30 protein-coding genes and 1 pseudogene are annotated in these 25077 nt (G+C 58.0%); 20 read left to right on the top strand and 11 right to left on the bottom strand.

The annotated features are described in order from the left end of the window. Positions 1-28: 28 nt before the first annotated feature. The 4 genes from N7D90_RS19800 to hmgA form a co-directional block, all read right to left on the bottom strand. Complete coding sequence (locus N7D90_RS19800) at positions 29-1390, bottom strand: MFS transporter (protein WP_261739580.1); 1362 nt, start codon at positions 1388-1390, stop codon at positions 29-31. A gap of 158 nt (positions 1391-1548) precedes the next feature. Further along, a complete protein-coding gene (maiA, locus tag N7D90_RS19805; protein WP_261739581.1) occupies positions 1549-2187 on the bottom strand; it encodes a maleylacetoacetate isomerase in 639 nt (212 codons plus the stop codon). Between the two features lie 11 nt (positions 2188-2198). Further along, positions 2199-3503 (bottom strand): fumarylacetoacetase, encoded by a 1305-nt coding sequence (fahA, locus tag N7D90_RS19810; RefSeq protein ID WP_261739582.1) that lies wholly within the window; start codon positions 3501-3503, stop codon positions 2199-2201. Positions 3504-3506: 3 nt separating this feature from the next. Continuing rightward, positions 3507-4811: a homogentisate 1,2-dioxygenase gene (gene hmgA / locus N7D90_RS19815; RefSeq protein ID WP_261739583.1), complete on the bottom strand. Its 1305-nt coding sequence runs from the start codon at positions 4809-4811 to the stop codon at positions 3507-3509. Positions 4812-4975: 164 nt separating this feature from the next. Here hmgA and N7D90_RS19820 point away from each other — a divergent pair, with 164 nt between their 5' ends. Further along, a complete protein-coding gene (locus tag N7D90_RS19820) occupies positions 4976-5770 on the top strand; it encodes an IclR family transcriptional regulator (protein WP_261739584.1) in 795 nt (264 codons plus the stop codon). A gap of 449 nt (positions 5771-6219) precedes the next feature. On the opposite strand, the gene N7D90_RS19825 is transcribed toward N7D90_RS19820, so the two are convergent. Next, positions 6220-6906 (bottom strand): LrgB family protein, encoded by a 687-nt coding sequence (locus tag N7D90_RS19825; protein WP_261739585.1) that lies wholly within the window; start codon positions 6904-6906, stop codon positions 6220-6222. Beyond that, the gene (locus N7D90_RS19830; protein WP_261739586.1) at positions 6896-7282 is read right to left on the bottom strand and encodes a CidA/LrgA family protein; all 387 of its coding nucleotides are present in this window, start codon (positions 7280-7282) and stop codon (positions 6896-6898) included. Before N7D90_RS19830 ends, N7D90_RS19825 begins: the two co-directional genes overlap by 11 nt. Before the next feature lie 99 nt (positions 7283-7381). Here N7D90_RS19830 and N7D90_RS19835 point away from each other — a divergent pair, with 99 nt between their 5' ends. Beyond that, positions 7382-8278: a LysR family transcriptional regulator gene (locus N7D90_RS19835; RefSeq protein ID WP_261739587.1), complete on the top strand. Its 897-nt coding sequence runs from the start codon at positions 7382-7384 to the stop codon at positions 8276-8278. On the opposite strand, the gene N7D90_RS19840 is transcribed toward N7D90_RS19835, so the two are convergent. After that, on the bottom strand, positions 8259-8714 hold the full coding sequence (locus tag N7D90_RS19840) for a flavodoxin (RefSeq protein WP_261739588.1): 456 nt from the start codon (positions 8712-8714) through the stop codon (positions 8259-8261). The genes N7D90_RS19835 and N7D90_RS19840 overlap by 20 nt on opposite strands. 110 nt (positions 8715-8824) lie before the next feature. Between N7D90_RS19840 and N7D90_RS19845 the strand changes: the two genes are divergently transcribed. Both N7D90_RS19845 and N7D90_RS19850 read left to right on the top strand, forming a co-directional pair. Continuing rightward, on the top strand, positions 8825-9292 hold the full coding sequence (locus tag N7D90_RS19845) for a PAS domain-containing protein (RefSeq protein WP_261739589.1): 468 nt from the start codon (positions 8825-8827) through the stop codon (positions 9290-9292). 58 nt (positions 9293-9350) lie between these two features. Continuing rightward, positions 9351-9956, top strand: coding sequence for a hypothetical protein (locus N7D90_RS19850; protein ID WP_261739590.1), 606 nt, complete (start codon positions 9351-9353; stop codon positions 9954-9956). Between the two features lie 6 nt (positions 9957-9962). Here the strand turns inward: N7D90_RS19850 and N7D90_RS19855 are convergent, their stop codons facing one another. Continuing rightward, positions 9963-10904: a MerR family transcriptional regulator gene (locus N7D90_RS19855; RefSeq protein ID WP_261742494.1), complete on the bottom strand. Its 942-nt coding sequence runs from the start codon at positions 10902-10904 to the stop codon at positions 9963-9965. Between the two features lie 229 nt (positions 10905-11133). On the opposite strand from N7D90_RS19855, the gene ctlX reads away from it, so the two are divergent. The 13 genes from ctlX (at position 11134) to N7D90_RS19920 (ending at position 20195) form a co-directional block, all read left to right on the top strand. After that, a complete protein-coding gene (ctlX, locus tag N7D90_RS19860) occupies positions 11134-12060 on the top strand; it encodes a citrulline utilization hydrolase CtlX (protein ID WP_261739591.1) in 927 nt (308 codons plus the stop codon). Positions 12061-12072: 12 nt separating this feature from the next. Beyond that, positions 12073-13119, top strand: a complete 1047-nt coding sequence (locus N7D90_RS19865) for an ornithine cyclodeaminase (protein WP_261739592.1) — start codon at positions 12073-12075, stop codon at positions 13117-13119. A gap of 261 nt (positions 13120-13380) precedes the next feature. After that, complete coding sequence (locus tag N7D90_RS19870; protein WP_261739593.1) at positions 13381-14160, top strand: ABC transporter substrate-binding protein; 780 nt, start codon at positions 13381-13383, stop codon at positions 14158-14160. A 116-nt stretch (positions 14161-14276) separates the two neighbouring features. Continuing rightward, the gene (locus N7D90_RS19875) at positions 14277-14978 is read left to right on the top strand and encodes an ABC transporter permease (protein ID WP_315968125.1); all 702 of its coding nucleotides are present in this window, start codon (positions 14277-14279) and stop codon (positions 14976-14978) included. Next, the gene (locus tag N7D90_RS19880) at positions 14975-15688 is read left to right on the top strand and encodes an ABC transporter permease (protein WP_261739594.1); all 714 of its coding nucleotides are present in this window, start codon (positions 14975-14977) and stop codon (positions 15686-15688) included. Before N7D90_RS19875 ends, N7D90_RS19880 begins: the two co-directional genes overlap by 4 nt. Positions 15689-15691: 3 nt before the next feature. Continuing rightward, the gene (locus N7D90_RS19885) at positions 15692-16546 is read left to right on the top strand and encodes an ABC transporter ATP-binding protein (RefSeq protein ID WP_261739595.1); all 855 of its coding nucleotides are present in this window, start codon (positions 15692-15694) and stop codon (positions 16544-16546) included. A gap of 14 nt (positions 16547-16560) precedes the next feature. Continuing rightward, positions 16561-17058, top strand: coding sequence for an Lrp/AsnC family transcriptional regulator (locus N7D90_RS19890; RefSeq protein ID WP_261739596.1), 498 nt, complete (start codon positions 16561-16563; stop codon positions 17056-17058). Positions 17059-17209: 151 nt separating this feature from the next. Beyond that, positions 17210-17779 carry an antibiotic biosynthesis monooxygenase gene (locus tag N7D90_RS19895; RefSeq protein ID WP_261739597.1) on the top strand — a complete coding sequence of 190 codons (570 nt, stop codon included), beginning with the start codon at positions 17210-17212 and terminating at the stop codon, positions 17777-17779. 89 nt (positions 17780-17868) lie between these two features. Then, positions 17869-18579 carry a dihydromonapterin reductase gene (gene folM, locus N7D90_RS19900; protein WP_261739598.1) on the top strand — a complete coding sequence of 237 codons (711 nt, stop codon included), beginning with the start codon at positions 17869-17871 and terminating at the stop codon, positions 18577-18579. Between the two features lie 24 nt (positions 18580-18603). Further along, positions 18604-19164: a GTP cyclohydrolase I FolE gene (gene folE / locus N7D90_RS19905; protein WP_261739599.1), complete on the top strand. Its 561-nt coding sequence runs from the start codon at positions 18604-18606 to the stop codon at positions 19162-19164. After that, positions 19164-19550 carry a dihydroneopterin triphosphate 2'-epimerase gene (folX, locus tag N7D90_RS19910; protein ID WP_261739600.1) on the top strand — a complete coding sequence of 129 codons (387 nt, stop codon included), beginning with the start codon at positions 19164-19166 and terminating at the stop codon, positions 19548-19550. The genes folE and folX overlap by 1 nt, the downstream gene beginning before the upstream one ends. 14 nt (positions 19551-19564) lie before the next feature. After that, a complete protein-coding gene (locus N7D90_RS19915; RefSeq protein ID WP_261739601.1) occupies positions 19565-19861 on the top strand; it encodes a DUF1244 domain-containing protein in 297 nt (98 codons plus the stop codon). Continuing rightward, positions 19854-20195 carry a HopJ type III effector protein gene (locus tag N7D90_RS19920; protein WP_261739602.1) on the top strand — a complete coding sequence of 114 codons (342 nt, stop codon included), beginning with the start codon at positions 19854-19856 and terminating at the stop codon, positions 20193-20195. Before N7D90_RS19915 ends, N7D90_RS19920 begins: the two co-directional genes overlap by 8 nt. Positions 20196-20361: 166 nt before the next feature. Here the strand turns inward: N7D90_RS19920 and trxB are convergent, their stop codons facing one another. Then, positions 20362-21324, bottom strand: a complete 963-nt coding sequence (gene trxB / locus N7D90_RS19925; RefSeq protein ID WP_261739603.1) for a thioredoxin-disulfide reductase — start codon at positions 21322-21324, stop codon at positions 20362-20364. 311 nt (positions 21325-21635) lie between these two features. Here trxB and cysZ point away from each other — a divergent pair, with 311 nt between their 5' ends. Next, positions 21636-22397, top strand: coding sequence for a sulfate transporter CysZ (gene cysZ, locus N7D90_RS19930; protein ID WP_261739604.1), 762 nt, complete (start codon positions 21636-21638; stop codon positions 22395-22397). 61 nt (positions 22398-22458) lie between these two features. Next, entirely contained in the window at positions 22459-23649 is a 1191-nt protein-coding gene (locus tag N7D90_RS19935; RefSeq protein WP_261739605.1) for a glycosyltransferase family 4 protein, read from the top strand. On the opposite strand, the gene N7D90_RS19940 is transcribed toward N7D90_RS19935, so the two are convergent. Both N7D90_RS19940 and N7D90_RS19945 read right to left on the bottom strand, forming a co-directional pair. Then, on the bottom strand, positions 23646-24128 hold the full coding sequence (locus tag N7D90_RS19940; RefSeq protein ID WP_261739606.1) for a glutathione peroxidase: 483 nt from the start codon (positions 24126-24128) through the stop codon (positions 23646-23648). The two genes, N7D90_RS19935 and N7D90_RS19940, sit on opposite strands and share 4 nt — an antisense overlap. 133 nt (positions 24129-24261) lie before the next feature. Beyond that, positions 24262-24747, bottom strand: a complete 486-nt coding sequence (locus N7D90_RS19945; RefSeq protein ID WP_261739607.1) for a peptidylprolyl isomerase — start codon at positions 24745-24747, stop codon at positions 24262-24264. Here N7D90_RS19945 and N7D90_RS19950 point away from each other — a divergent pair. Beyond that, positions 24746-25053: pseudogene (locus N7D90_RS19950) on the top strand (DUF3565 domain-containing protein). The gene N7D90_RS19945 and the pseudogene N7D90_RS19950 overlap by 2 nt on opposite strands. The last annotated feature ends 24 nt before the right edge of the window (positions 25054-25077 follow it).

Genomic DNA, 25077 nt, shown 5'->3' on the forward strand with positions numbered 1-25077 from the left:
GCGGTTTTCACGATTTCGGACATAACCCCTAGCCCTTTTGAGCCTGCGCCTCACGCGGGGTATCAACTGTCTCGGATGACACTGGCGAACGAACCTGAAGAATCAACAGCGCTGCCACCACAGCCGGAATTGCACAAAAGAAAAAGATCTGCTGTACCGGCATATGCATCGCCAAGAACATGCCGCCGAACAAAGGCCCTAAAATTGAGCCAAAGCGCCCTACGCCCAATGCCCAGCCCGTACCGGTGGCTCGTACATGAGCCGGGTAGAAGTTACTGGCGAATGCGTTGAGCGTGAGCTGCCCACCAATAATGCAAAAACCGGCTGCAAAGACACTGGCTACCAGCCAGCTCGGGTTGTCGTGGTTGAGCCCCAGCAATACCGCGCACAGCGCAGACCCACTCAATACCGCAGCCAGCAGACGCACCTTGCGCTTGAGACGATCAGCGAACCAGGCCAGCGACATTGCGCCCACAGTGCCGGAAAACAGGAACATCGACGTCACCAGATTCGCTTCGTTGAGGCTCAAACCACTCTCCAGCAGCAACGAAGGCAGCCAGCTGATCATGAAATACAACAGGATCAGGCTGACAAAAAAGGTCGACCAAATCAGTAGGGTCGGGAGTGCATAGCCGTTACGAAACAACTCGATGACCGTCAGTTTGCTGCCTTGTTCTTCAAGTGCATCACCTGCAGAGGTGATCGGCGGCTGCCAGTTGGGCAGCATGCGCGCGGTGACTTTGCGCAAACGGGCATAGGGTGGTGCGTCACGCAGCAGGCGCGGCACAGATTCAGGCAGCAATATCAGCAAGAACGGAAACAACAGCAGCGGTGTCACCCCGCCTGCCAGAAATACGGCCTGCCAACCAAATTGATCGATAAACCCTGCCGCGACAAAACCACCGGCAGCACCGCCCAGCGAAAATCCGCAAGCAGCGAGTGTCACCATAAAAGTTCGCAGGCGTGGCGGGGAATAGTCCGACATCAAGGCCATGGCGCTGGGCATTGCGCCGCCCATACCGATCCCGCAGATAAAACGGGCAGCCATCAGACTGCCAAGGGAGTTGGCGAAGACCATCAACAGGGTCAGGCTGGCGTAGATCAGTACGCAACAGAGCAGGACTCGCCGAACGCCAAAGCGGTCAGCGAAGGGCGTCACCAACAATGAGCCGAGGGTCAAACCCAACAAGTTGGCACTGAATACCGGACCGAAGACGGCTTTTTCAAGCCCCCAATCCTGTGCCAGTGCGGGCACTACATAACCTAAAACTTGAGCGTCATAGCCATCCGTGACCAGTAACAGAGCAAGCAATAGCAACAATATCCACTGATAACGCGACACCGGCTGGGCGTCGAGAGCCGCTCGAAAGCTGGCAAGCTGATTGTGCATCGCAAGGTACCTGATTGTTTTTATGGTGTTGGATTTGCAACGTGAAAACTCTGTAGCCGCTGCCGAAGGTTGCGATCGAGCCCGAAGGGTTCGTGTTTTTCAACAACGAAGGTCCTTCGTCCCTTTTCGCAGCCTTCGGCAGCGGCTACAGATAATCGCTAGGCAGGGGTATCGGGTTGATTGGCCGGATGCGCCTTGATAAACGCCGGATGTTTATCTGCCAGTGCCGCCACCCGGGTAATGCGCGGGTACGGCGTCAACGCGACGTTGAACCGCTGCGCGGCATACAACTGCGGGATCAAATACACATCCGCCAACCCTGGCTCGGCCCCGAAGCAATATCCATCATCACCAATCAGCTGCTCAATGGCCGCCAGCCCTTGAGTGATCCAGTGACTGATCCACTGCACCACCTGCTCTTCGCTCTGCCCCAATTGGCGCAGTTGATTGAGCACGCTGACGTTGTGGAGCGGGTGGATATCGCAGGCCACCAGCGCCGCCACCGCCCGCTCGTGCGCACGGGTGACAAGGTCCCGGGACAGCAGCGCCACCTGCGGGTAGCACTCTTCGAGATACTCTATGATCGCTGGCGATTGGGTCAGCACGCTGCCCTCATCGGTGCGCAGAACAGGTACACGGCCTTGCGGGTTGATCTCCAGATACGCCGCCTGGCGGTGTTCACCGCCAGGCGGCGCGATCAGATTCACCGGCACTGCCTGATAATCCAGACCTTTAAGCGCCAGCGCGATCCGCACCCTGTAAGAAGACGTTGAACGGTAATACGTAAACAGTTCCATGATCCGCTCCTTTAGCGCGCGGCGACGACCTTGCCCCGGCACTCGCCAAAACCGATGGAGGCATGGCCTTCGCGGGTACAACGGGCACGCAGGATGATTTCGTCGCCATCTTCCAAGAATTTACGTACCTCGCCCGAAGCCAGCTCGATCGGGTGTTTACCGCCTTCGGTGATTTCCAGCAGGCTGCCCAGCTGCGAGCGGTCCGGGCCCGACAAGGTACCCGAACCAAACAGATCACCGGACTGCAACTGGCAACCGTTGACGCTGTGGTGGGCCACCAACTGTGCAGCGGTCCAGTACATGTTCAGCGTGTTGCTCAAGCCCAGGCGATGGGCTGGCAGGTTTTGCTCACGCATTGATTCAGTCAGCAGCAGCACTTCAAGTTCGATATCCAGCGCGCCACTGGACTGATCCCTGCTATCCAGCAGATAGGCCAGCGGCTGCGGATCACCTTCGGGACGGGACGGTTGCGCACGGCGGAACGGCTCCAGCGCTTCGGCGGTCACGACCCAAGGCGAGATGCTGGTGATAAAGCTCTTGGACAGAAACGGGCCAAGCGGCTGGTATTCCCAGGCCTGGATATCGCGGGCCGACCAGTCATTGAGCAGGCAGAAACCGGCAATGTGCTCGCCCGCTTCGCTGACCGGGATCGAGTCGCCCATGTCGTTACCCTGACCAATCCAGATCCCCAGTTCCAGCTCGTAGTCCAGACGTGCGCACGGGCCAAAGGTCGGCTCGGTCTGACCGGCTGCCAAGGTTTGCCCTTTAGGGCGACGGACTTCGGCGCCAGACGCACGAATGGTCGAGGCACGACCGTGATAACCAATCGGCACATATTTATAGTTAGGCAACAGCGGGTTGTCGGGGCGGAACAGTTTTCCGACGTTTTTAGCGTGCTCGATGCCTACATAAAAGTCGGTGTAGTCACCGATTTTGGCAGGCAAATGCAGTTGGCAATCGGCCGCCAGCGGCAGCAGCCTGGCGCCTTGGGCTTCGATTTTTCCGCGCAGGGTACTGCCTTCGCTCAGTAATTCCAGCAAACGCTCACGCAGGGCAACGCGGGAACTGCGGCCCAACGCAAAATAGGCATTCAACGCGCCGCCCAACGAGGCTTCTACCGCCACTTTGGCCTGGCCTTCAAACAGACCGGCCGCCAACCCGGCCTCCAGATCGAAAATCGCATCGCCGATGGCAACCCCGCTGCGCGCAGCCGAGCCATCTATGCTGAAAATGCCCATCGGCAGGTTCTGCAGAGGGAAGTCGCTGTGACCGTTGGCGGAGGTGATCCAGCTACGGGGGAAAGTGGACTGGGTCATGGGTTATCTCCGATTCGGGGTGAAGGTCACGGGCAGCGTGGCCCAGCAAGCGTCGTAATTGGATTGCAGCTGCGGGCATTCGAGGGCAAAACGGCTTGGGCGCAACACCTGGCTGGTCTCGAACATAAAGGCCATGGTGTTATCGACTTTGCTCGGTTGCAGTTCGGCCGCAATCGCTTTGGTACAGGTTTCGCCGTCCGGGCCGTGGGCGCTCATGCAACTGTGCAGCGACGCGCCACCGGGCAGAAAGCCTTCGGCCTTGGCATCGTAGCTGCCCTGGATCAGGCCCATGAACTCGTTCATCAGGTTGCGATGGAACCAGGGTGGCCTGAAGGTGTTTTCAGCCACCATCCAGCGCGGCGGGAAGATCACGAAGTCCAGGTTGGCCAAGCCCGGCACACTGGTCGGCGAGGTCAGAACTGTAAAAATGGATGGGTCAGGATGGTCGAAACTGACGGTGCCGATGGTGTTGAAACGGCGCAAATCATATTTGTACGGCACGTTATTGCCATGCCACGCGACGACGTTAAGCGGCGAATGATCCAGCTCGCAGCCCCACAGCTCGCCCAGAAATTTTTGCACCAGAACCGTGTTTTGGCGCGTGTCTTCGTAATGCGCGACCGGGGTCAGAAAATCACGCGGGTTGGCCAGGCCGTTGCTGCCAATCGGCCCAAGGTCGGGCAGGCGCAGCGGCGCACCGTGGTTTTCAGCGACGTAACCACGCGCCTGCGGGTCAAGCAGCTCGACACGAAATTTGAGACCTCGAGGGATTACCGCAATCTCCAAAGGCTCCAGATCCAGACGCCCCAGCTCGGTGCAAATGCGCAAGCGGCCTTGTTCAGGCACCAGCAGCAACTCGCCGTCAGCATTGAAGAACACCCGCTGCATCGAGGTATTGGCACGGTAATGATAAATGCTGATACCCGAGGGTTTTTCCGACCCGCTATTGGCCACCATGCCTACCAGACCGTCGATAAAATCCGTGGCGTCATCTGGGATCGGCAACGGGTTCCAGCGCAAGCGATTAGGCGTCACCGGGCCCAGCGGACCACCGGCCAATTGCCGTTCCAGCTTGACGAACGCCGGATGGTTGGCGGACGGCTGGATGCGGTACATCCAGGTGCGCCGCGCCTCGCTGCGAACCATGGTGAACGCAGTGCCAGAGAACAATTCGGGGTACAAACCGTACGGGGCTTTTTGCGGGGAGTTCTGACCAACCGGCAAGGCGCCGGGCAGTGCTTCGCTGCTGAATTCGTTGCCAAACCCGGATTGATAGCCAAGGGCTGGCGAAGACGCGTCGAGGTTCATGGAGCCTCCAAAGTGGAGAAGACAGTTGACCGCGCGCTGCAGTGAAACAGTTTGCGCGTCGCTGCGTTATTTTTATCGTAATTCAATTACGCATAACGTAATTTGATTGGTATTAAGCGTCAAGCTATAAAGACGCCCATTCGTCCCGAGATATAAGCATCACCATGGAAAAGACCCGCAGCAGCAACGACAGTGCCGGCAAGCAAAAAGTGCGCTCAGCCGAAGTCGGTACAGACATCCTCAAGGCCCTGGCCGAGCTGTCCCCCTCGACGTCACTGTCGCGTCTGGCCGAACACGTGCAGATGCCCGCCAGCAAGGTGCATCGCTATTTACAGGCGCTGATTGCCAGCGGGTTTGCCGAACAGAACATCGCCACCAACCATTACGGGCTGGGGCGCGAGGCGTTGCGCGTGGGGTTGGCCGCGCTCAACAGTATGGATGTGCTGAAAGTCGCCGCCCTGCCCTTGGCCGAGCTGCGTGATGACTTGAATGAAACCTGCTTTTTGGCCGTATGGGGCAATCAGGGCGCGACCGTGGTGCATATCGAACCTGCGGTGCGGGCAATTACGGTGGTCACTCAATTGGGCTCGGTTCTACCGCTGCTGAGTTCATCCACAGGGTTGGTGTTCAACGCCTTTTTGCCGGATCGCGAAACCGCTGACTTGCGTGAACTGGAGTTGAAAACCGATCTGGTGCACCCCCTGGAAAAACCCGAGGCCTACACCCGGCTCTGCGAGCAAATCCGTCAGCGTGGATTGCACTTCGTACACGGCTTGCTGATGCCCGGCGTCGATGCGCTATCGGCCCCGGTGTTCGATGCGACTGCCAAGGTGGCGGGCGTACTGACCGTAGTAGGCCCAACGTCGCTGTTCCATGCCGATGAAAACGGGCCCGCAGCCAAACGTTTATTGGCTGCGAGCCAGGCCATCAGTTGGCGGATGGGGTATCAGCCGGACTGACGACGAACGCTATCAAAACATCCATACGAATTTAGCTTCATCGAGCAGATCCTGGCTATCCGTCGAAGCGACCAAACCCTTGAGCCACAGACGTTTTTTCGCACTGTAACTGTTGTCGAAGCTGTAAAAGAGATTGTCGCAAAGCGGGCTTACTCCGCAGCGGGCGAGCCCTTATTCTTGTCGAACTTTCCAGCACGGACACACGTCCAACGCATTGAGTCGCATCGACTCTGCCCCCCAATTTACCCTGACGTTGATTTGTAGCTCCTTGATGAACGTCTTCTTTGGCCGCTGTTTTCAGCGGCCTTTTTTATGCCTGCGATAATCCAAGCGCGTCTTCTGTGGGAGCTGGCTTGCCTGCGATACAGGCGATGAAGTCCGTCAGGCAAAACCGTGGGATGCCATCGCAGGCAAGCCAGCTCCCACAAAAGCAAGGGATGCATTTATGGTTAAAACACCATGTTCAGCAACGGCGCCGCGAACAGGTTGAGGATGCCGGTCAATACCATCACCAGCCCCGCCACCGATCCTTCTTCGCTGCCCACTTCACGGGCGCGGCTCACACCTGCACCGTGGGCGCCGATGCCGAACAGTGCGCCTCGGGCCAGGCTGCTGCGCAGCGGCAACCACTTGAGCAGGATGCCGCCCAGCAATGCGCCGAATACTCCGGTAAACATTACAAACACCGCCGTGAGCTCGGGCACGCCACCCAGGTCTTGCGCCAGCGGCATGGCAAACGGGGTAGTGATGGAGCGCGGCACCAATGACATCGTCAATGCAGTGTCGAGTGACAACGCCTTGGCCAACCAGAAAGAACTGGCAATAGACGCCGCGCTGCCCGCCAGCATCCCCAGCAGCAACGCCACCCAATGCCGGGCCAGCAACTTGCGCTGCTGCCAGATCGGCACGGCGAAGGCCACTGTTACCGGCCCCAAGACCAGCATCAGCCAATGCGTGTTGCGGGAGTATTCGGCATACGCCGTGTGCAACGGCACAGCCACGGCAAGCAACATGGCCGGCACCAGGATCAGCGGTGACAGCAGATAGCGCCCGGTGCGCCGATACAGCCAGCGGCTAAAGCCATAACTCCCCAGCGTGAGCGCCAGCCAGAACATGGGCATCAGTTCAAACTTCATAGCGCACTCTCCAGCGGCACACTGCTTCCAAGGTAAACGCCGTGACTACCATCACCAGCAAGGTGCTGACGCCAATCACCAACAGGATGCGCCAACCGTCATCGCGCACAATTACGCCGTAATCGAGCAAGCTCATCAGTGCGGGAATAAAAAACAGCAGCATTTCCGCCATCAATGCACCAGCGCCCAGTTGCAGGGTCGAAGGCTTGACCCAGCCCAGAGCAAACGCCAGCAACAACAGCGCCATACCCACAACCCCACCCGGTATTGGCAAGTGCCACCAGGCCGCCAGTTGGCAGCCCAGAAAGTACAGCGCCAACAACACGGCCAGTTCACTGAGCAAACGACCCAAGCGTTTTACATCGAAGCGTTTCATGATGTTTCCATTCCAGACAGACCCTCAGTTTAAAGAGCCTGCTACCATCCCGAAAACGAATTGTCAGACTTATAGCCATTCCAAAATGGAATCACGCACATGGAATTCAAACACCTGCGCACCTTTGTTGAAGTCGCACGCCTTGGCGGCTTCACTCCAGCCGCTCACAACTTGCATATCAGCCAATCAGCGGTGAGCAAGCAGGTGGCGCAACTTGAGCACAGCCTCGGCACGCCGCTGTTTGACCGGCTGGGTTCACAGGTCAGGCTGACGGCTGCGGGCAAGGTGGTGTTGCAGCGGGCCGAAGGTATGCTGCGTTTGCATCAGGAGTTGCTGAGTGAACTCGACGACTTGAGCCATCTGACCCGGGGCGAGCTGCGGGTCGGCCTGCCGCTGCTGGGCAGTAACACACTGTTCGCCGGGCTCTTTGCAGAATACCGGCGGCGCTATCCGAATATTCAAGTGCAGTTGCTGGAAGAAGGGAGTCTGAATATCGAGCAGGCGGTTTTGAGTGGTGAACTGGAGTTGGGCGGTAGTCTGACCCCGAAAAACCCCACGTTTGCTTACCAACCTTTTTGCGACGAGCCGCTGGATGTCTTGATCCCGGCCGATCATCCGCTTTCAGAAGGCCCCAGCGTGCGCCTCGAGCAATTGGCCGACACGCCATTTTTGCTCTACCAACGCAGTTTTATGCTCAACGACCGCGTGCTCAAGGCTTGCCAGCAAGCAGGCTTTACCCCCAAGGAAGGCGGACGCAGTGGCCAGGCGGATTTTTTGGTGGCACTGGTAGCCGCAGGCCAAGGCGTGGTGTTGCTGCCCAGCGTGGTTGCCCGTGCTCTGGAGCGCCCCGGCGTGGTTCGGGTCAAGCTTGTGGCGCCGGACTCCCTGCGCTGGGATATCGCGTTTATCTGGCGCGACGGCGCGTATTTGTCACGGGCAGCTCAAGCCTGGCTTGAGCTGCTGCGTGAACGACCGGTTATGGGTTCAGTGCTTTAATCAAGTCTGCAACCCACGGTTCGGAGTCTTCTTCAGGAGTAACCGTGACGCTGGAATCCAGACGCAACATCGGCAGCACTTCACGCACACCAAGCTCGGCGAACAGTTCGCGCATCTGTTCGCCACCGCCACAGAAAGTGTCGCCGTAGCTCTCGTCACCCAACGCGATCACGGCGCCGGGCAGACCGCGCCAGGCGGCTGGCAACTGATCGCGGATGGCGCTGTACAGCGGCACAAGGTTGTCCGGCAGCTCACCCATGCCAGTGGTCGAGGTCACGGCCAAAAAAGCCTCGGGAGCAAACGCCTGAATATCGGCCAGGGTGGCGCGAGTATTGAGCAAAACCTCAAAACCGGCATCGGTAAGCAGTTGCTTGGCATTGCGGGCGACTTCTTCAGCGGTGCCGTACACCGAGCCGGAAAGGATGGCGACTTTCATCAATCTGATCCTGTAACTGACTAAAAGGCTGGGATACTAGCAGGTGATACGCCACTCACGTACCGATGCCTTAACATCCTTGAATCTGTTCGACTAAAGAGAATCGCACAATGATCAACTCCCGTTTGTTGCAACGCATGGTAGACGCGTCCCAGGACGGCATTGTGGTTGCCGAACAAGAGGGCGAAGACAACATTCTGATTTATGTAAACAACGCGTTTGAAGCCCTCACCGGCTACAACCGCGACGACATCCTGTATCAGGATTGCCGTTTTTTGCAGGCGGGCGACCGCGACCAGATTGGCCTGCAGTTGATCCGCGAAGCCATCGCCAGCGGGCAGCCAACCCGCCAGGTGCTGCGCAACTATCGCAAGGACGGCACGCATTTCTGGAATGAGCTGTCGATCACCCCGGTGTTCAACGAGAACGACAAGCTGACGTACTTTATTGGCGTGCAAAAAGATGTCACCCAGCAGGTCAAGGCCCAGCAGCGTGTCGCCCAGCTCGAAGCCCAACTGGCCGCAGTACAGGCCGAACTGCAAGCGCTCAAGGCGACGAGCGGATTAAACAAAACGTAGAAATAGCGGTCTGATAATCACTGTGACGAATTTTCATACCCTTTTTTGAGCCCCATCCATGTCTCATGATTCCCTTTTGACTCAGGACGAGCTGGATTTCATCCAAACGATGCATCAGAACCCGCTGCTGAATTCGCGGGATGCGTCGTCCAGCCTGATGCTCAACGGAATGTCACAAATCCGTGATCTGCTGACACGCCTGGCGGCCCATGAACAGGTCACGATCCAGGCGCAATTTGCCAACCAGCAAATGAGTTTTCCGCTGCGTCTGGTCGAAGACGAATTCCATGCCCAACATCTGCAACTGGGTGCTCCGAGTATCTTCGAAGACGGGCCAAAGGCTCGCCCTTGGCGCCTGACGCTGGCCGAACCGGTGCCGCTGGAAAATATCCGGGGCAAAGCCGGGCATCTGTGGATAACCGAAATTTCGTTCAAAGGCGTGCTGGTTGAAATGCGTCACGACAGCCGGCCGCCCCGCCAGTTTGCGCAGTGGTTCAGCCCCGACGGATATGAACGGATCGCTCTACGCGGCACGCTGGAACGCAAGACTGAGCTGGGCTTTTACGCATATCGGCTAAGCCAGCGTGACAAAGGCGAAATCGAACAGTTGCGCCAGTACATCCTGCAGCAACACCGCCTGGCGCATCCGAGCCTGCACATCTGACTCCGATCAACTGCCCTGCGTTGCCTTGAGATCAGCGTCCAGCCGCTGGTTCATCAATCGCGCCTCACTGCCAAGGCAGCCAATGGATGATCCCGCCAGCGCTTCCTGGGCCACATTTGCCGCCTCCCCGGCCAATGACACCGAACAATTCAAGGCCTGCGCCAGCCGCTCCAGCCTGCGGTGCTGCGCCGTGTTCAGCGCATGGTTGGCAAACAGCACAACGGCCTGCGGTTCAAGCCTGTCGCAAACAAGAGACAGCTCATCCAGTGGCTGACCGATGGCCAAAACCCTGACGACCCGATCACTGCGGGTCAACAGCAAGCCTGCCACCAGCAACTCCAGCTCGTGGCATAGCTCAGGCACTGCCACTACAACCACGCACTGTCGGGCATCCATCGCCTGCAATTGCAGACGGTGCTGCACCCGCCCGCGCAAAAAACCGTCCAGCAGCAGCCACTCGCTGGTACGCCCAAAAACATCCCGGGTTTTCAGCAGCTGCTGCCACAACGGCAGAAAAACTCCCTGAAACACCACTTCTGCCGGGTAACTGGAAAATACCTGCCCATAGAGGCGTTCCAACTCAGGTTCATTGAATGCAGCAAGGGCGCTGCTAATGCGGTTCTGCCATTCGGCATATTCGTTGGCGACCGGTTGCGGGTCGTCGCAGGCCGTGTTGCTGGCGAGCAGTTGCGCGACTTTGCTTACCGTAACCCCACGCTCCAGCCAGTCCATTACCCGACGAATTGTCCCAATATCGGTCACCGAATACAGGCGATGCCCACTTTCGGTGCGTTTTGGCTCGATCAAACCATAACGCCGCTCCCAGGCGCGCAGGGTTACCGGGTTGATGCCAGTGAGTCTGGCGACTTCCCGGATCGGGTAGAGACCTTCGGAATCACGGCCATCGCCAGTCTGCGTAATGGGCTCAATATCAGTAATCACGGGCATCGGGAGGGCACGGTCTGCAATAGATGGGGCCATTCTACGCTTCAGGGGATGACCCCGCCGCTCCCGCGTAAAGACCTCCCCCGAATTTGATCCTGCGGGACGCAACAGATTCGGCTGCCGCGCATCGCTTTTCAGCTTTCCCGGCTGAGCCACTCCCCTACTTCAACCGGGATTACGCGATCACAGCGCACAAAATAGCCTCACTACCCAGCCCGTGGACCCGTGCCCCATGCAAACCACCAACACCGTCCTGATGATCCGCCCGGCGCACTTTGCCTTCAACCCGGATACCGCGATCAACAACCGCTTTCAGCAGCCGCCAGCAGACCCGATAGGGGCACAGCATAAAGCGCTGGAGGAGTTCGACGGCTACGTCGATACCCTGCGTAAAAACGGCGTTGACGTACTGGTGGTACAGGACACGCCGGCCCCCCACACCCCGGATTCGATTTTCCCCAACAACTGGTGGAGCAGCCATGCCGACGGCAGCCTGGTGCTCTACCCGATGGAAGGCCAGAACCGCCGACTGGAACGCAATAAAGGCGTGTTGCAAGTGCTGGAGCAGCGATTCGCGATCAGCCATACCATCGACCTCAGCCATCTGGAACAACAGAATATCTTCCTCGAAGGCACCGGCAGCATGGTCCTCGACCGTCAGCACCGGATCAGCTACGCCTGCCACTCCGGGCGCACCCACAGCAACGCCTTGCACCAGTTTGCCGAACGCCTGGGCTATCAGGTGTGCGCCTTTCACGCCGTCGACCGCCATCAGGCACCGATCTACCACAGCAACGTGATGATGAGTGTCGGCCGTGATCTGTCCGTGGTCTGCCTGCAAGCTCTGCCCGAAGCACACGAACGCCTGACCTTGGAACGCTCCCTGCGCGATACCGGCAAGGACATCCTGGCCCTGGATTTTGATCAGTTGGAAGCCTTCGCCGGCAACATGCTGGAAGTCCACAACCGCAACGGCCAGCAGTTGCTGGTGATGTCCGCCAGCGCCTGGCAATCCCTCAAGCCCGCCCAGCGCCAGCACGTAGAACGGCACACCCGGCCGGTGGTGGTGAACATCGACAACATTGAACGCATCGGTGGCGGCAGTGCCCGCTGCATGTTGGCCGAAGTGCATTTTCCATTGCGTCCCTCATTTCAATAAAAGGAGCCTCCCATGACCCGTTACATCGACGTCAACGATCTCTGCCATCTGGTTTCGAAAAAAGGTCTGCTGACGTGCATCACCGAGATGGCCGAGTACATCCGCGCCGACTACTTGCGCTGGCAGGAATTTGAAAAGTGCCCGCGCCTGGCCAACCATTCTCCCGAGGGAGTGATTGAGCTGATGCCGGTCTCGGACGCCTCGTTGTACGCCTTCAAATACGTAAATGGCCATCCGAAAAACACTCAGAGCGGCATGCTCACCGTCATGGCCTTCGGCGCTCTGGGAGACGTCGATACCGGCAAACCGGTACTGCTCAGCGAAATGACCCTGACCACCGCAATCCGCACCGCTGCCACCTCGGCACTGGTGGCGCGCTATCTGGCCCGAGACAACAGCCGCAGCATGGCGCTGATCGGCAATGGCTCCCAGAGCGAGTTCCAGGCCCTGGCCTTCCACGCCATGCTGGGGATCAACGAAATCCGTCTGTTCGATATCGACGCCAATGCCAGCGCCAAGCTGGCCGCCAACCTCAAAGCTTTCCCGGCGATCAGGGTGATTGTGGCCAGCAGTGTTGCCCAAGCTGTGCGCGGCGCCGACATCGTTACCACCGTCACTGCCGACAAGGCCTACGCCACCATCCTCAGCGACGAAATGATCGAACCCGGCATGCACCTCAACGCCGTGGGCGGAGATTGCCCAGGCAAAACCGAACTGGATCGACGCATCGTTGAACGCGCTCGCGTGATCGTCGAGTACGAACCGCAAAGTCGTATCGAAGGCGAAATTCAGCATATGCCAGCGGACTCGCCGGTCACCGAATTGTGGCAGGTCATCAACGGCCAGGTCGCCGGCCGAGAAAATGCGCAGCAAGTCACCCTGTTCGATTCGGTGGGCTTTGCGATCGAAGATTACTCCGCGCTGCGTTACGTACTGGACGTGGCCAAGGCACTGGACGTAGGCAGCGAGCTGGAACTGGTGCCGGACCTGGCCAACCCAAAGGACCTGTTTGCACGCCTTGCGCAACAACCCGCTGCACAGCAGAAAAAGCGCGCTTGAGACAGCTCTAGCCTGCTGCTTTGCGCAAGTAGCAGGCTGGAAAATATCGGACCGAAAGCCGATTTGGCGGGTGTCGCAGCCGATTGCGCTGTCACTCGCATTTTAACAGCACATTCCGAGCGCCAAACCCGAGGCAAACGACACAAAAAACGATTCGCCATGAAGCATTCTGAGCGCGACCAAAGAGTCAGAAAATGAATGCGACCTGTAACACCTTCCTACTGCCCTGACATCAATTACAAAATATAGGGAATACACATCATGACTCGACTCCGAACACTTTGCGCTGCGCTGCTCCTTCCTTTGTGTGCCACCGCCGCCCAGGCTCAGGAATGGAAGGAAATCCGCTTCGGGGTCTTCCCCGAGTACCCACCCTTTGAATCAGTGGCCGCCGATGGCAGCCTGCAAGGGTTTGACATTGACCTGGGCAATGCCATCTGCGCCAAGCTTGAAGTCAAGTGCGTCTGGGTACACAACGAATTCGACGGCATGATCCCGGCCCTGCGTGCGCGTAAATTCGACGCCATTATGTCCTCGATGGCCGTGACCCCGGCCCGGCAGAAGCAAATCGACTTCAGCAACAGGCTGTTCCTGAGCCCCACATCGGTGATCACCCGCAAGGGTGCCGACTTCGGCGATACTCCGGAGTCCCTTGAAGGCAAACAGGTCGGTGTACTCCAGGGCTCGCTGCAGGAGGCCTATGCCCGCGCGCACCTGGCCAAGCTCGGCGCCCAGATCAAGGCGTACCAGTCCCAGAGCCAGAACTACGCCGACCTGCAGAACGGCCGCCTTGACGCCACCCTGACCGACAAACTCGAAGCCCAGCTCAATTTCCTGTCCAAACCTGAAGGCGCCGATTTCAAAAGCGGCCCGGCCATCAAGGACCCGACCCTGCCTCTGGACATCGCCATGGGCTTGCGCAAGAACGACAAGGAGTTGCTGGAGCTGCTCAACAAAGGCATCGCCGCTGTGCATGCCGATGGCACCTACGAGCAAATCCAGAAGAAGTATGTCGGCGACCTGGATATCTACCACGAGTAATGCGAGTCCCGTAGCCGCTGCCGAGGCACAAGGCTGCGATGGGCTGCGAAGCGGCCCCATAGAGCGGTCCTTCGGACCTCGACTGTGACGACACAACTCCTTCAGAGAACTTCCCCGTGAATGAACTCCTTAACTTGCAGGGCTTCGGCCCCCTGCTGGCCCAAGGTGCCTGGATGACGGTCAAGCTGGCATTCCTGGCGCTGGTCCTGAGCCTCGCTCTGGGACTGGTCGCGGCCGCAGCCAAACTCTCCAGCGCCAAGCTGCTGCGGATACCAGCCACGCTCTATACCACGCTGATCCGCAGCGTGCCGGACCTGGTACTGATCCTTCTGATTTTCTACAGCCTGCAACTGTGGCTGAACGACCTGACTGAAGTGCTCGGCTGGGATTACTTTGAAATTGACCCATTCACCGCTGGCGTAGTCACCTTGGGTTTTATATACGGCGCCTACTTCACGGAGAATTTTCGCGGGGCAATTCTCAGCGTACCAGCGGGCCAACTGGAGGCTGCGACGGCCTATGGCCTGAGTCGCTGGCAACGCTTTTATCTGGTGATGTTTCCACAATTGATGCGCTTTGCCCTGCCGGGTCTGGGCAATAACTGGCTGGTGCTGCTCAAGTCCACGGCGCTGGTGTCGATCATCGGTTTATCGGACCTGGTCAAGGCTGCGCAAAACGCCGGCAAGACCACCAATGATCCGCTGTATTTCCTGATCCTCGCAGGCTTGGTGTATCTGCTGATCACCACCCTGTCCAACCGCATCTTCAAACGCCTGGAACGGCGCTACAACATCGGCATCAAGGGGATGGCGCGATGATCGAATTAATCCAGCAATATGGTCTGGCCTACCTGTTTACCGATGGACAGGGTTTCAGCGGCGTAGCCATGACACTGTGGCTATTCATCATTTCGGTGACCCTCGGCTTCTTTCTGTCGATCCCGCTGGCCATCGCCCGAGTTTCTGAACACTTCTGGGTACGCTGGCCGGTGGAGTTGTACACCTACCTGTTTCGCGGCACCCCGCTGTATATCCAACTGCTGATTTGCTACACCGGTCTGTATAGCCTGCAAGTGGTGCAAGACAACGCAATGCTCAACCAGTTTTTGCGCAATGCACTCAACTGCACCTTGCTGGCCTTTGTGCTCAACACCTGCGCTTACACGGTAGAAATCTTCGCCGGAGCCATCCGCAATATTCCACATGGTGAAATCGAAGCAGCGCGGGCCTATGGCTTGCACGGCTGGCGACTGAACATGTTTGTGGTAATTCCAGCGGCACTGCGCCGCTCGTTACCGGCCTACAGCAACGAAATGATCCTGATGCTCCATGCCACCTCCCTGGCATTCACCGCAACCGTCGCCGATATCCTGAAGATAGCCCGCGATGCCAATGCCGAGACATTCCTGACGTTCCAGGCCTTCGGTATTGCTGCTCTGCTTTACATGTTGCTGTCCTTTGCTCTGGTGGGCCTGTTTCGACTGGCCGAACATCGCTGGATGCGTTTTCTTGCTCCTACTCGAGGCTAACCCATGAATCAGTCCGCGCAGGCCTTGGCCGCTCATCCAACTCTCGTCACCGAGACCCGCCCCGCAGCGAGGCAAACCGTCGTGGCAGCAAACGCCAACGTCAAACTCAAGGTCCAGGACCTGCATAAAAGTTACGCTGAGCATCAGGTACTCAAGGGCGTTTCACTCAATGCCCGCAACGGAGACGTGATCAGCCTGATCGGCGCCAGCGGCTCCGGCAAAAGCACCCTGCTACGGTGCATCAACTTTCTTGAACAGCCAGACGCCGGGGTGATAACCCTCGACGGCATCAGCATTGAAATGCGTCAAGGCCGATCCGGCACTCAGGCACCGCATCAGGCGCAGTTGCAAAACCTGCGCACCCGCCTGTCGATGGTGTTTCAGCACTTCAACCTGTGGAGCCACATGACTGTGATGGAAAACATCTGCATGGCTCCGCGTCGGGTGTTGGGGGTGAGCGCTGCGCAGGCGCAAGAGCGTGCGCGAATGTACCTGGACAAGGTCGGTTTGCCGGGCAGGGTAGCGGATCAATACCCGGCTTTCCTTTCCGGTGGCCAACAACAACGGGTGGCAATTGCCCGTGCCCTGGCCATGGAGCCGGAGATCATATTGTTCGACGAACCCACTTCGGCGCTTGACCCAGAGCTGGTAGGTGAAGTCCTTAAAGTCATACAGACGTTGGCTGAGGAAGGTCGTACCATGCTGATGGTCACCCACGAAATGGGCTTTGCCAGACAGGTGTCGAGCCAGGTGCTGTTTCTGCATCAGGGCCGGGTCGAGGAACAGGGTGGTGCCGAGATTCTGGATCAACCGAACAGCGAACGCTTGCAGCAATTTCTCTCTAACCGCTTGAAGTGAACACGACATTGACCATGGACCCAAAGGCCACCGGCCACCGTTCCTCCCCTGCACTGGATCGCATCGATGAGGCCATTATCGATGTGTTGCGCCACCAGGGACGTATCACTTACGAGAAACTCTCTGCACTGGTCCACCTGACACCCAGGCCGTGCCTGGAGCGCGTGCGCAAGCTGGAGCGGCGCGGAGTGATTCGTGGTTACGGCGCGATCATTGATGTGCAAATGGTCTCGCCAGGGCTGTCGCTGCTGGTACTGGTGGCCCTCTCCAACCAGAGCGGGCGCTCGGCACAGAAAGCCTTCGAAGCCTGCGTCAAAGCCTGCCCCCAGGTATTTGAATGCCAATTGATCAGCGGCCCCTTCGATTACAGCCTGCGCATGCGCTGCCGGGACATGGAGCACTATCGGGTACTGACCGAAACCTGGTTGAACAATGACGAGTTGCACATTGACAAGCTGGTGGCGCATCCAGAGTTGGCCGTGGTGAAAAATACCACCACAGAGCTGGCTTGAACCCGATCCACCCCACATCCCTGATGTGAGGTGGATCGGTAGATCTTATTCAGGAACAATCCTTGCATGCTTTCATCACACAGCCCACCACCCCGGCGCTGTGTTTTGTGTCTGCCCTACCCGGGCAGCATTAGCCTCATGGAGATACACAATGTCTACCTCCCCTGTCACGTTGATGGTTGCGCGCCGTGTCGCCAAAGGTCGCTATCAGGAATTAATTGCCTGGCTGCATGAAGGCGAACAGTTGGCCACGGACTTTCCCGGTTATCTGGGCTCCGGCGTATTGGCTCCGCCTGCAGGCGATGACGAGTTTCAAATCATTTTCCGCTTTGCCGACGAATCCACCCTGCACGCCTGGGAGCATTCGGTCTCGCGCAAAGCCTGGTTGCTACGCGGCAGCGACTTGTTCGCCGACCCTTCCGAGCACCGTGTCAGCGGTATCGACGGCTGGTTTGGCGCTGCCGGGCAGCGACCACCGCGCTGGAAGCAAGCCGTTGCCATCTGGCTGGCATTTTTCCCTGTCTCGCTATTGTTCAACTTTGTGTGCGCACCATTATTGGGCGAGTTGAGTTTGTTGCCACGGGTACTGGTCAGCACTCTGGCCCTGACACCGCTGATGGTTTATCTGTTTATTCCACTGTCTACGCACTTGCTTGCCAGCTGGCTGCACAGCACGCCGGGCAAACCCATGCGCAACACGATTGCGACACAGCGCAACTAAAACTCGGGCTTGGGCGTTATGTCGCGCACGCTGGTATAGTTTTGCCACTGCGCCGCGACTGTTTCCGGCTTTTGTGCACTGAGTCCGTCATGCCCACTTCTTCAGCTCCGATCCTGATCACCGGTGCAGGCCAACGTATTGGCCTGCACTGTGCGCAGCAATTGCTGGCAGACGGCTACCCGGTGATTTTCAGCTATCGCAGCGAAAAACCCGGGGTGCAAACCCTACGTGACCTGGGCGCTACTGCGTTGTTTGCCGACTTCTCGACCGAGGCCGGCATTCTTGATTTTATCGAGCGTCTTAAAAACCACACCCCCAGCTTGCGCGCGATTGTCCACAACGCCTCAGCTTGGCTGGCAGAAACGCCAGGCACAGAAACCAGCGCCTTCATGCAAATGTTCAGCGTGCACATGCTCGCGCCGTACCTGATCAACCTGCATTGCAGCGAACTGCTCAAGCACTCGAGCCCGGCGGACATTGTGCATATCAGCGATGATGTGACGCGCAAGGGCAGCAGCAAGCACATTGCCTATTGCGCGACCAAGGCCGGGCTTGAAAGCCTGACCTTGTCGTTCGCGGCTAAACTGGCACCACGGATCAAAGTCAACGGCATCGCCCCGGCCATGCTGTTGTTCAACCCTGACGACGATGCGGCGTACCGCACCAAAGCGCTGGCCAAATCCGTACTGGGCATCGAGCCCGGTGCCGAGGTGATCTACCAGAGCCTGCGCTATCTGCTGGATAACCCCCATGTGACCGGCACTACCCTGACCGTCAATGGCGGCCGGCATCTAAAATAAGCCGTCCCGCGAGGAAGTATTTTCATGAGTGCATCACTGCCCGGGCATTACCGCAATATCCTCATTGGTCTTGGCGAAGACCCTGAGCGCGAAGGCTTGCTCGACACCCCAAAGCGCGCCGCCAAAGCCATGCAATACCTGTGTCATGGCTACGAGCAGAGCCTTGAAACCATCGTCAACGGGGCTCTGTTCGCCTCGGACAGCGATGAGATGGTGATCGTGGCCAACATCGAGTTGTATTCACTCTGCGAGCACCATCTGCTGCCCTTTATCGGCAAGGCCCATGTAGCTTACATCCCGACCGGCCAAGTGCTGGGGCTGTCGAAAATCGCCCGCATCGTCGACATGTTCGCCCGTCGCCTGCAAATCCAGGAAAACCTCACCCGGGAAATCGCCGACGCCATTCAGAGCGTCACCCAGGCCGCTGGTGTGGCCGTGGTGATTGAAGCCCAGCACATGTGCATGATGATGCGCGGTGTAGAAAAACAGAATTCGACCATGAACACCTCGGTCATGCTCGGCGCCTTTCGCGAATCGAGTACCCGCATGGAATTCTTGCAACTGATTGGACGGAGCAAGTCGTAATGTCACAACTTCAGCCAGGAATGGCCCGCATTCGCGTCAAAGATCTGTGCCTGCGCACCTATATCGGCATCAATGAGGAAGAAATCCTCAATAAGCAGGATGTATTGATCAACCTCACCATCCTCTACGCGGCGCAAGAGGCAGTACGCGATAACGATATCGACCACGCACTCAATTACCGCACCATCACCAAGGCCGTGATCCAGCACGTCGAAGAAAACCGCTTCGCCCTGCTGGAGCGCCTGACCCAGGAGTTGCTGGACCTGGTGATGGCCAACGCGGCCGTGCTGTATGCCGAAGTCGAAGTCGACAAGCCGCACGCGCTGCGCTATGCCGAATCGGTGTCGATTACCCTGGCGGCGAGCCGCCAGGCTGCAACCTCTTAACCTCGGTGAAACCCATGACAGCCCAAGAACAACTTGAACTCGAAGCCGCGGCCTTTCGTCGCCTTGTTGCGCATCTGGACAGCCGCAAGGACGTGCAAAATATTGACCTGATGAACCTCTCGGGTTTCTGTCGCAATTGCCTGTCCAAGTGGTACAAGGCAGCGGCTGACGAGCGCCAGATCGACATCAGCCTCGATGACGCCCGTGAAGTGGTATACGGCATGCCGTATGCCGAGTGGAAATCCCTATACCAGAAAGAAGCCAGCGCCGAGCAGGCGGCGGCGTTTGCCCAAGGAAAAAAGCATGACTGACTTGAACACCCTGCGCGCCAGCCTCACCAGCGGCGAACACGTTTTTGCCGATACCCTGGCGTTTATCGCAGCGCACTACGATTACCAGCCACAGGCCTTCAACAACGGTGGCGTGGAAAACGCTGCCGGGCAGAACGAAGGTTCATGCAAGACTCTGGGCCTGGCCCTGCTGGAAGGCCTGAGCGATCAGGAGTCGTTGCTGGCCTTCGGCGAGCACTACCGCTCGGTACTGGCCACCCCCGAAGGCACTGACCACAGCAATATCCGTGCACTGATTACCCACGGCCTGGCCGGGGTCAAATTCGACGCCCAGCCGCTGACGCGCAAGGCGTAATCCCAACCTGTAGCCGCTGCCGAAGGCTGCGATGGGGTGCGCAGCAACCCGCTTTTGAAGGTTCTTCGAACCTTATCGCAGCCTTTGGTAGCGGCTACGGGTTGTGGGGTTGGCACAAGACACAAAAAAACCGGCCTAGGCCGGTTTTTTTTATTGGGGCGGGCTATCAGAACTGGGCGTTCTGCAGGCCGTCCAGGTAGCGCTCGGCGTCCAGCGCAGCCATGCAACCAGCACCCGCCGAGGTGATGGCCTGACGGTAAACGTGGTCAGCCACGTCGCCCGCAGCAAACACACCTTCGATGCTGGTAGCCGTGGCGTTGCCTTCACGGCCGCCCTGCACAACCATGTAGCCGTCCTTGAGCTCCAGTTGGCCTTCGAACAACGAGGTGTTCGGCGTATGGCCAATGGCGATAAAGACGCCGTCGACTTTCAACTCGTCAAAGCTGCCGTCGTTGTTCTTCAGGCGGGCACCGGTCACGCCCATGTTGTCGCCCAACACTTCGTCCAGAGTCGCGTTCAACTTGAGCTCGATCTTGCCTTCAGCGACACGGGCGTGCAGCTTGTCGATCAGGATCTTCTCGGCACGGAACGTTTCACGACGGTGGACCAGGGTCACTTTGCTGGCGATATTGGCCAGGTACAGCGCCTCTTCAACAGCAGTGTTGCCACCACCCACCACGGCAACCGGCTTGTTGCGGTAGAAGAAACCGTCACAGGTCGCACAGGCCGAAACGCCCTTGCCCATGAACGCTTCTTCAGACGGCAGGCCCAGGTAACGGGCACTGGCGCCTGTCGCGATGATCAGCGAGTCGCAGGTGAAAGTGCCGCTGTCGCCCTTGAGGGTAAACGGCTTGTTTTTCAGATCCACTTCATTGATGTGGTCGAAAACAATTTCAGTCTCGAAACGCTCGGCGTGCTCGCGCATGCGCTCCATCAGTGCCGGGCCGGTCAGACCATGAACATCACCCGGCCAGTTGTCGACTTCAGTCGTGGTGGTCAATTGACCGCCAGCCTGCATGCCCGTGATCAGCAGTGGCTTGAGGTTGGCGCGGGCCGCGTAGACAGCGGCGCTGTAACCGGCAGGGCCGGAACCCAGAATAATCACACGCGAATGACGTACTTCAGACATGACTCACTCCTATGACCGCCCGCATTGCAACCGGGTCGGAACGCCGCTTTACCGGCTGGAATAAAAAGAAACCGTAAATCTGCCCAGGCTATGCCTGGAACGCGCAGATCCTGAAAAATATGGGTGAAGCATATAGAGGCCGCAGAGAGTAAGGAAATACGCATTAACAATCCAGCTCATAGCGGGTCTCTATGTAGTCGAATCCGATTTTAGACGGCTTTGTTACAGTAATTGTCGAACCTGATACAAGACTTTCGCCTTGCGGATAAAGCCGTTAAGGTCGCCCGGTTTTCCACTGCTCGGAGCACTCTATGCCCGCCCCCGTTCTCTCTGGCCCGCAGTATCTGCGTGAAGGCCTGAAATTGGTTCTCAGCCCCGGCTTGCGCCTGTTCGTGCTGCTGCCATTGCTGATCAATCTGGTGCTGTTCGTCGGATTGATTTACTTCGCCGGGCATCAATTCAGCCTATGGGTCGATGCCCTGATGCCGTCGCTGCCCAGCTGGCTGAGCTTCCTCAATTACGTGTTATGGCCACTGTTTGTCGTGCTGGTCGCGTTGATGGTGTTTTTCACCTTCACCATGCTGGCCAACATCATTGCCGCGCCGTTTAACGGTTTTCTATCGGAAAAAGTCGAAGCCGTGGTACGCGGGGTCGATAACTCCCCGCCCTTCAGCTGGGCCGAACTGGCAGCAATGGTGCCGCGTACCCTGGCCCGCGAAATGCGCAAGCTGGGCTACTTTCTGCCGCGGGCCATTGCGTTGCTGATCCTGTCGTTTATTCCGGTGCTCAACCTGATTGCCGCACCGTTATGGCTACTGTTCGGGATCTGGATGATGGCCATTCAGTACATCGACTACCCGGCCGACAACCACAAGCTGGGCTGGAACGAAATGCTCGCCTGGCTGCGCGAGAAGCGCTGGCAGAGCATGAGCTTTGGCGGCATCGTCTACCTGATGCTGCTGATCCCGGTGGTCAATATCCTGATGATGCCCGCTGCCGTGGCCGGGGCGACTCTGTTCTGGGTACGCGAACGTGGCGATGAAGCACTGGCAGCCTCCAGCCGCAGCCGCTGACTTCATAAATCCATCATCACCGTGACACATGGGCGTCATGACTCCAAAGCACACTGGGGTCATGACCACAGCCCTGCATATCGCCCTGATCACCGACACCTTCGCGCCCGAAATCAATGGGGTCGCCAATACCCTTGGCCATCTATATGACGGTTTGCGCGCACGCAATCATCGCATTGAACTGATACGCCCACGCCAGACCGACGATGGTAACCAGCGCAGCAACGACGGGCTGATGCTCTGCCGCGGCTGGCCGTTACCCGGTTATCCCGGCCTGCAATGGGGCCTGACCTCTACCCATCGCCTGACCAAACGCTGGCGCCAGCAACCCCCGGATGTGGTCTATATCGCCACAGAGGGACCGTTGGGCTTGTGTGCATTAAGGGTTGCCCGGCGTTTGGGCATTACCGCGATCACCGGCTTTCACACCAATTTCCAGCAGTACTTGCGCCAACACGGCCTGACTCTGTTCACCCGCGCACTGACGCACTACCTGCGCTGGTTCCATAACCGTTCGGCGCTGACTCTGGTCCCCAGCACCAGCCAGCGCGTGGAACTTGAGCGCCGTCATTTCGAACGCCTGGATCTGCTCCCGCGTGGGGTCGACAGCCAGCTGTTCAACCCTGCAAAACGCCAAAACGCCTTGCGCCAGAGTTGGGGACTCAGAGAAAACGACATTGCGCTGTTATATGTAGGACGCCTGGCTCCGGAAAAAAATCTCGACGCACTCAAGCGCTGTTTTGATGAGCTGCAAGCCCGTTATCCCGCACGCCGCTTCAAGCTGATTGTGGTGGGCGACGGAGCAAAACGCGCAGTACTGGAAGCAGCGTTGCCTGAAGCAATTTTCTGCGGGCAGCAGTCCGGACACGCGCTGGCTTGCCACTTCGCCAGCGCAGATGTGTTTTTGTTTCCGAGCCTGGGCGAGACATTTGGCAATGTGGTGCTCGAGGCCCAGGCTTCAGGTTTGGGCGTGGTCGCGTATGACGAAGCCGCTGCTGGCCTGCATATCCGTCATGGTTACAACGGTGTGCTGGCCATGCCTGGCGATGAATACGCCTGGATCGAAGCTGCCTGCTGGCTGCTGGAAAACCCCGAGACCTTGCGCACCCTGCGCCTCAATGCCCGCCGCCATGCCAGCCGCCAGAGCTGGCCGGGCATTATCGAACAGTTCGAAAACCAGTTGCAGCGGGCTTGCCAGGGCTGCGCTGGCGCAGCCGCAGCAGCGGTTCAAATCGCGGCGAAAAAAACTTAAGCCAAGGATTTTTCAATTGCCTGAATCACCGTTGCATCGTCTGGTGCGGTGCGCGGTGAAAAACGTGCCAGTACTCGACCATCCTGACCAACCAGGAATTTTTCGAAGTTCCAGGTGATATCCCCTTCAAACTCGGCCCCCTCGCCAGCCAACAGACGATAAAGCTGATGACGCTCAGGCCCGTTGACCTCAAGCTTGCTGCTCAGAGGGAAGCTGACACCGTAGTTGAGGCTGCAAAATTCCTGGATTTGCTGCTCAGTGCCAGGTTCTTGTCCGGCGAACTGGTTGCATGGCACACCTAATATGCTGAAACCCTGGCTCTTGTACTGCTGGAAGATGTTTTCCAATGCTGCGTATTGCGGCGTCAAACCACATTGTGAGGCGACGTTCACCACCAGCACCACGTGGCCCTTGAAGGTTTCCAGTGGCAGTAATTTGCCGTCCAACGCGTCCAAGGTTAGGTCGTGAAAAGCACTCATGACGGACTCCAAATTTCCCGGGGCTACATTCAAGCAATCGCTCAAGGTGCCAATTGCCATGATCTACGATGCAAAAAAGGCGCCCGAAGGCGCCTTTTTTATAGCTAGCTCACTGTGAGCTTAGCAGCACTTATCAGTGCTGATGACCGCCTTCACCGTGTACGTGGCCGTGAGCAACTTCTTCTTCGCTCGCGTCACGTACAGCAACAACCTTAACCTGGAAGGTCAGGCGCTGACCGGCCAATGGGTGGTTGCCATCAACAGTCACGTCGTCGCCGTCCAGGTCACGGATAGTCACGATCTGCATTTGGCCGTCTGGAGCGGAAGCGTGGAACTGCATGCCCACTTCCAGTTGGTCAACGCCTTCGAACATGCTGGCGCTCAAAGTGCTGACCAGCTCGGCGGAGTACTCGCCGTAAGCGTCTTCAGGTTCAACGGTAACAGTCAGTTCTTCACCAACGGCCTTGCCATCAAGAGCCTTTTCCAGACCTGGGATGATGTTACCTGCGCCTTGCAGGTAAACCAGCGGTGCGCCGCCGGCAGAGCTGTCGATGACCTCACCAGCGTCGTTGGTCAGGGTATATTCGATGGAGACTGCCTTGTTGGTGGCGATCGTCATGGGGCGAGACCTTTTGCAAAATAATAAAGAAGCGCAAGTTTAACCAAGCAATCACTCGAAAGCGAACACAACCAAGACCAACGGATAATTTTGAAAACTTCAACAATCATTGGCTGGCGTCTGGATCAAGAGGAGCACTGGGTTGTCGTGCTCTCCTGCGGCCACACCCAGCACCAGCGTCACCAACCCCCCTGGCAATCCAGGCCCTGGGTGCTTGATCCATTGCAGCGCCAGAAAAAAATAGGCCAGCCCTTTGACTGCGGTTGGTGTGCTCAGGAGGCGGATAGCGCTAATCTTGGCAATTGATTCAGGCACAAACCCCGTTTAAAG

It is taken from the genome of Pseudomonas fragi (assembly GCF_025426255.1).
GTDB classification, from domain to species: Bacteria; Pseudomonadota; Gammaproteobacteria; order Pseudomonadales; family Pseudomonadaceae; genus Aquipseudomonas; species Aquipseudomonas kulmbachensis.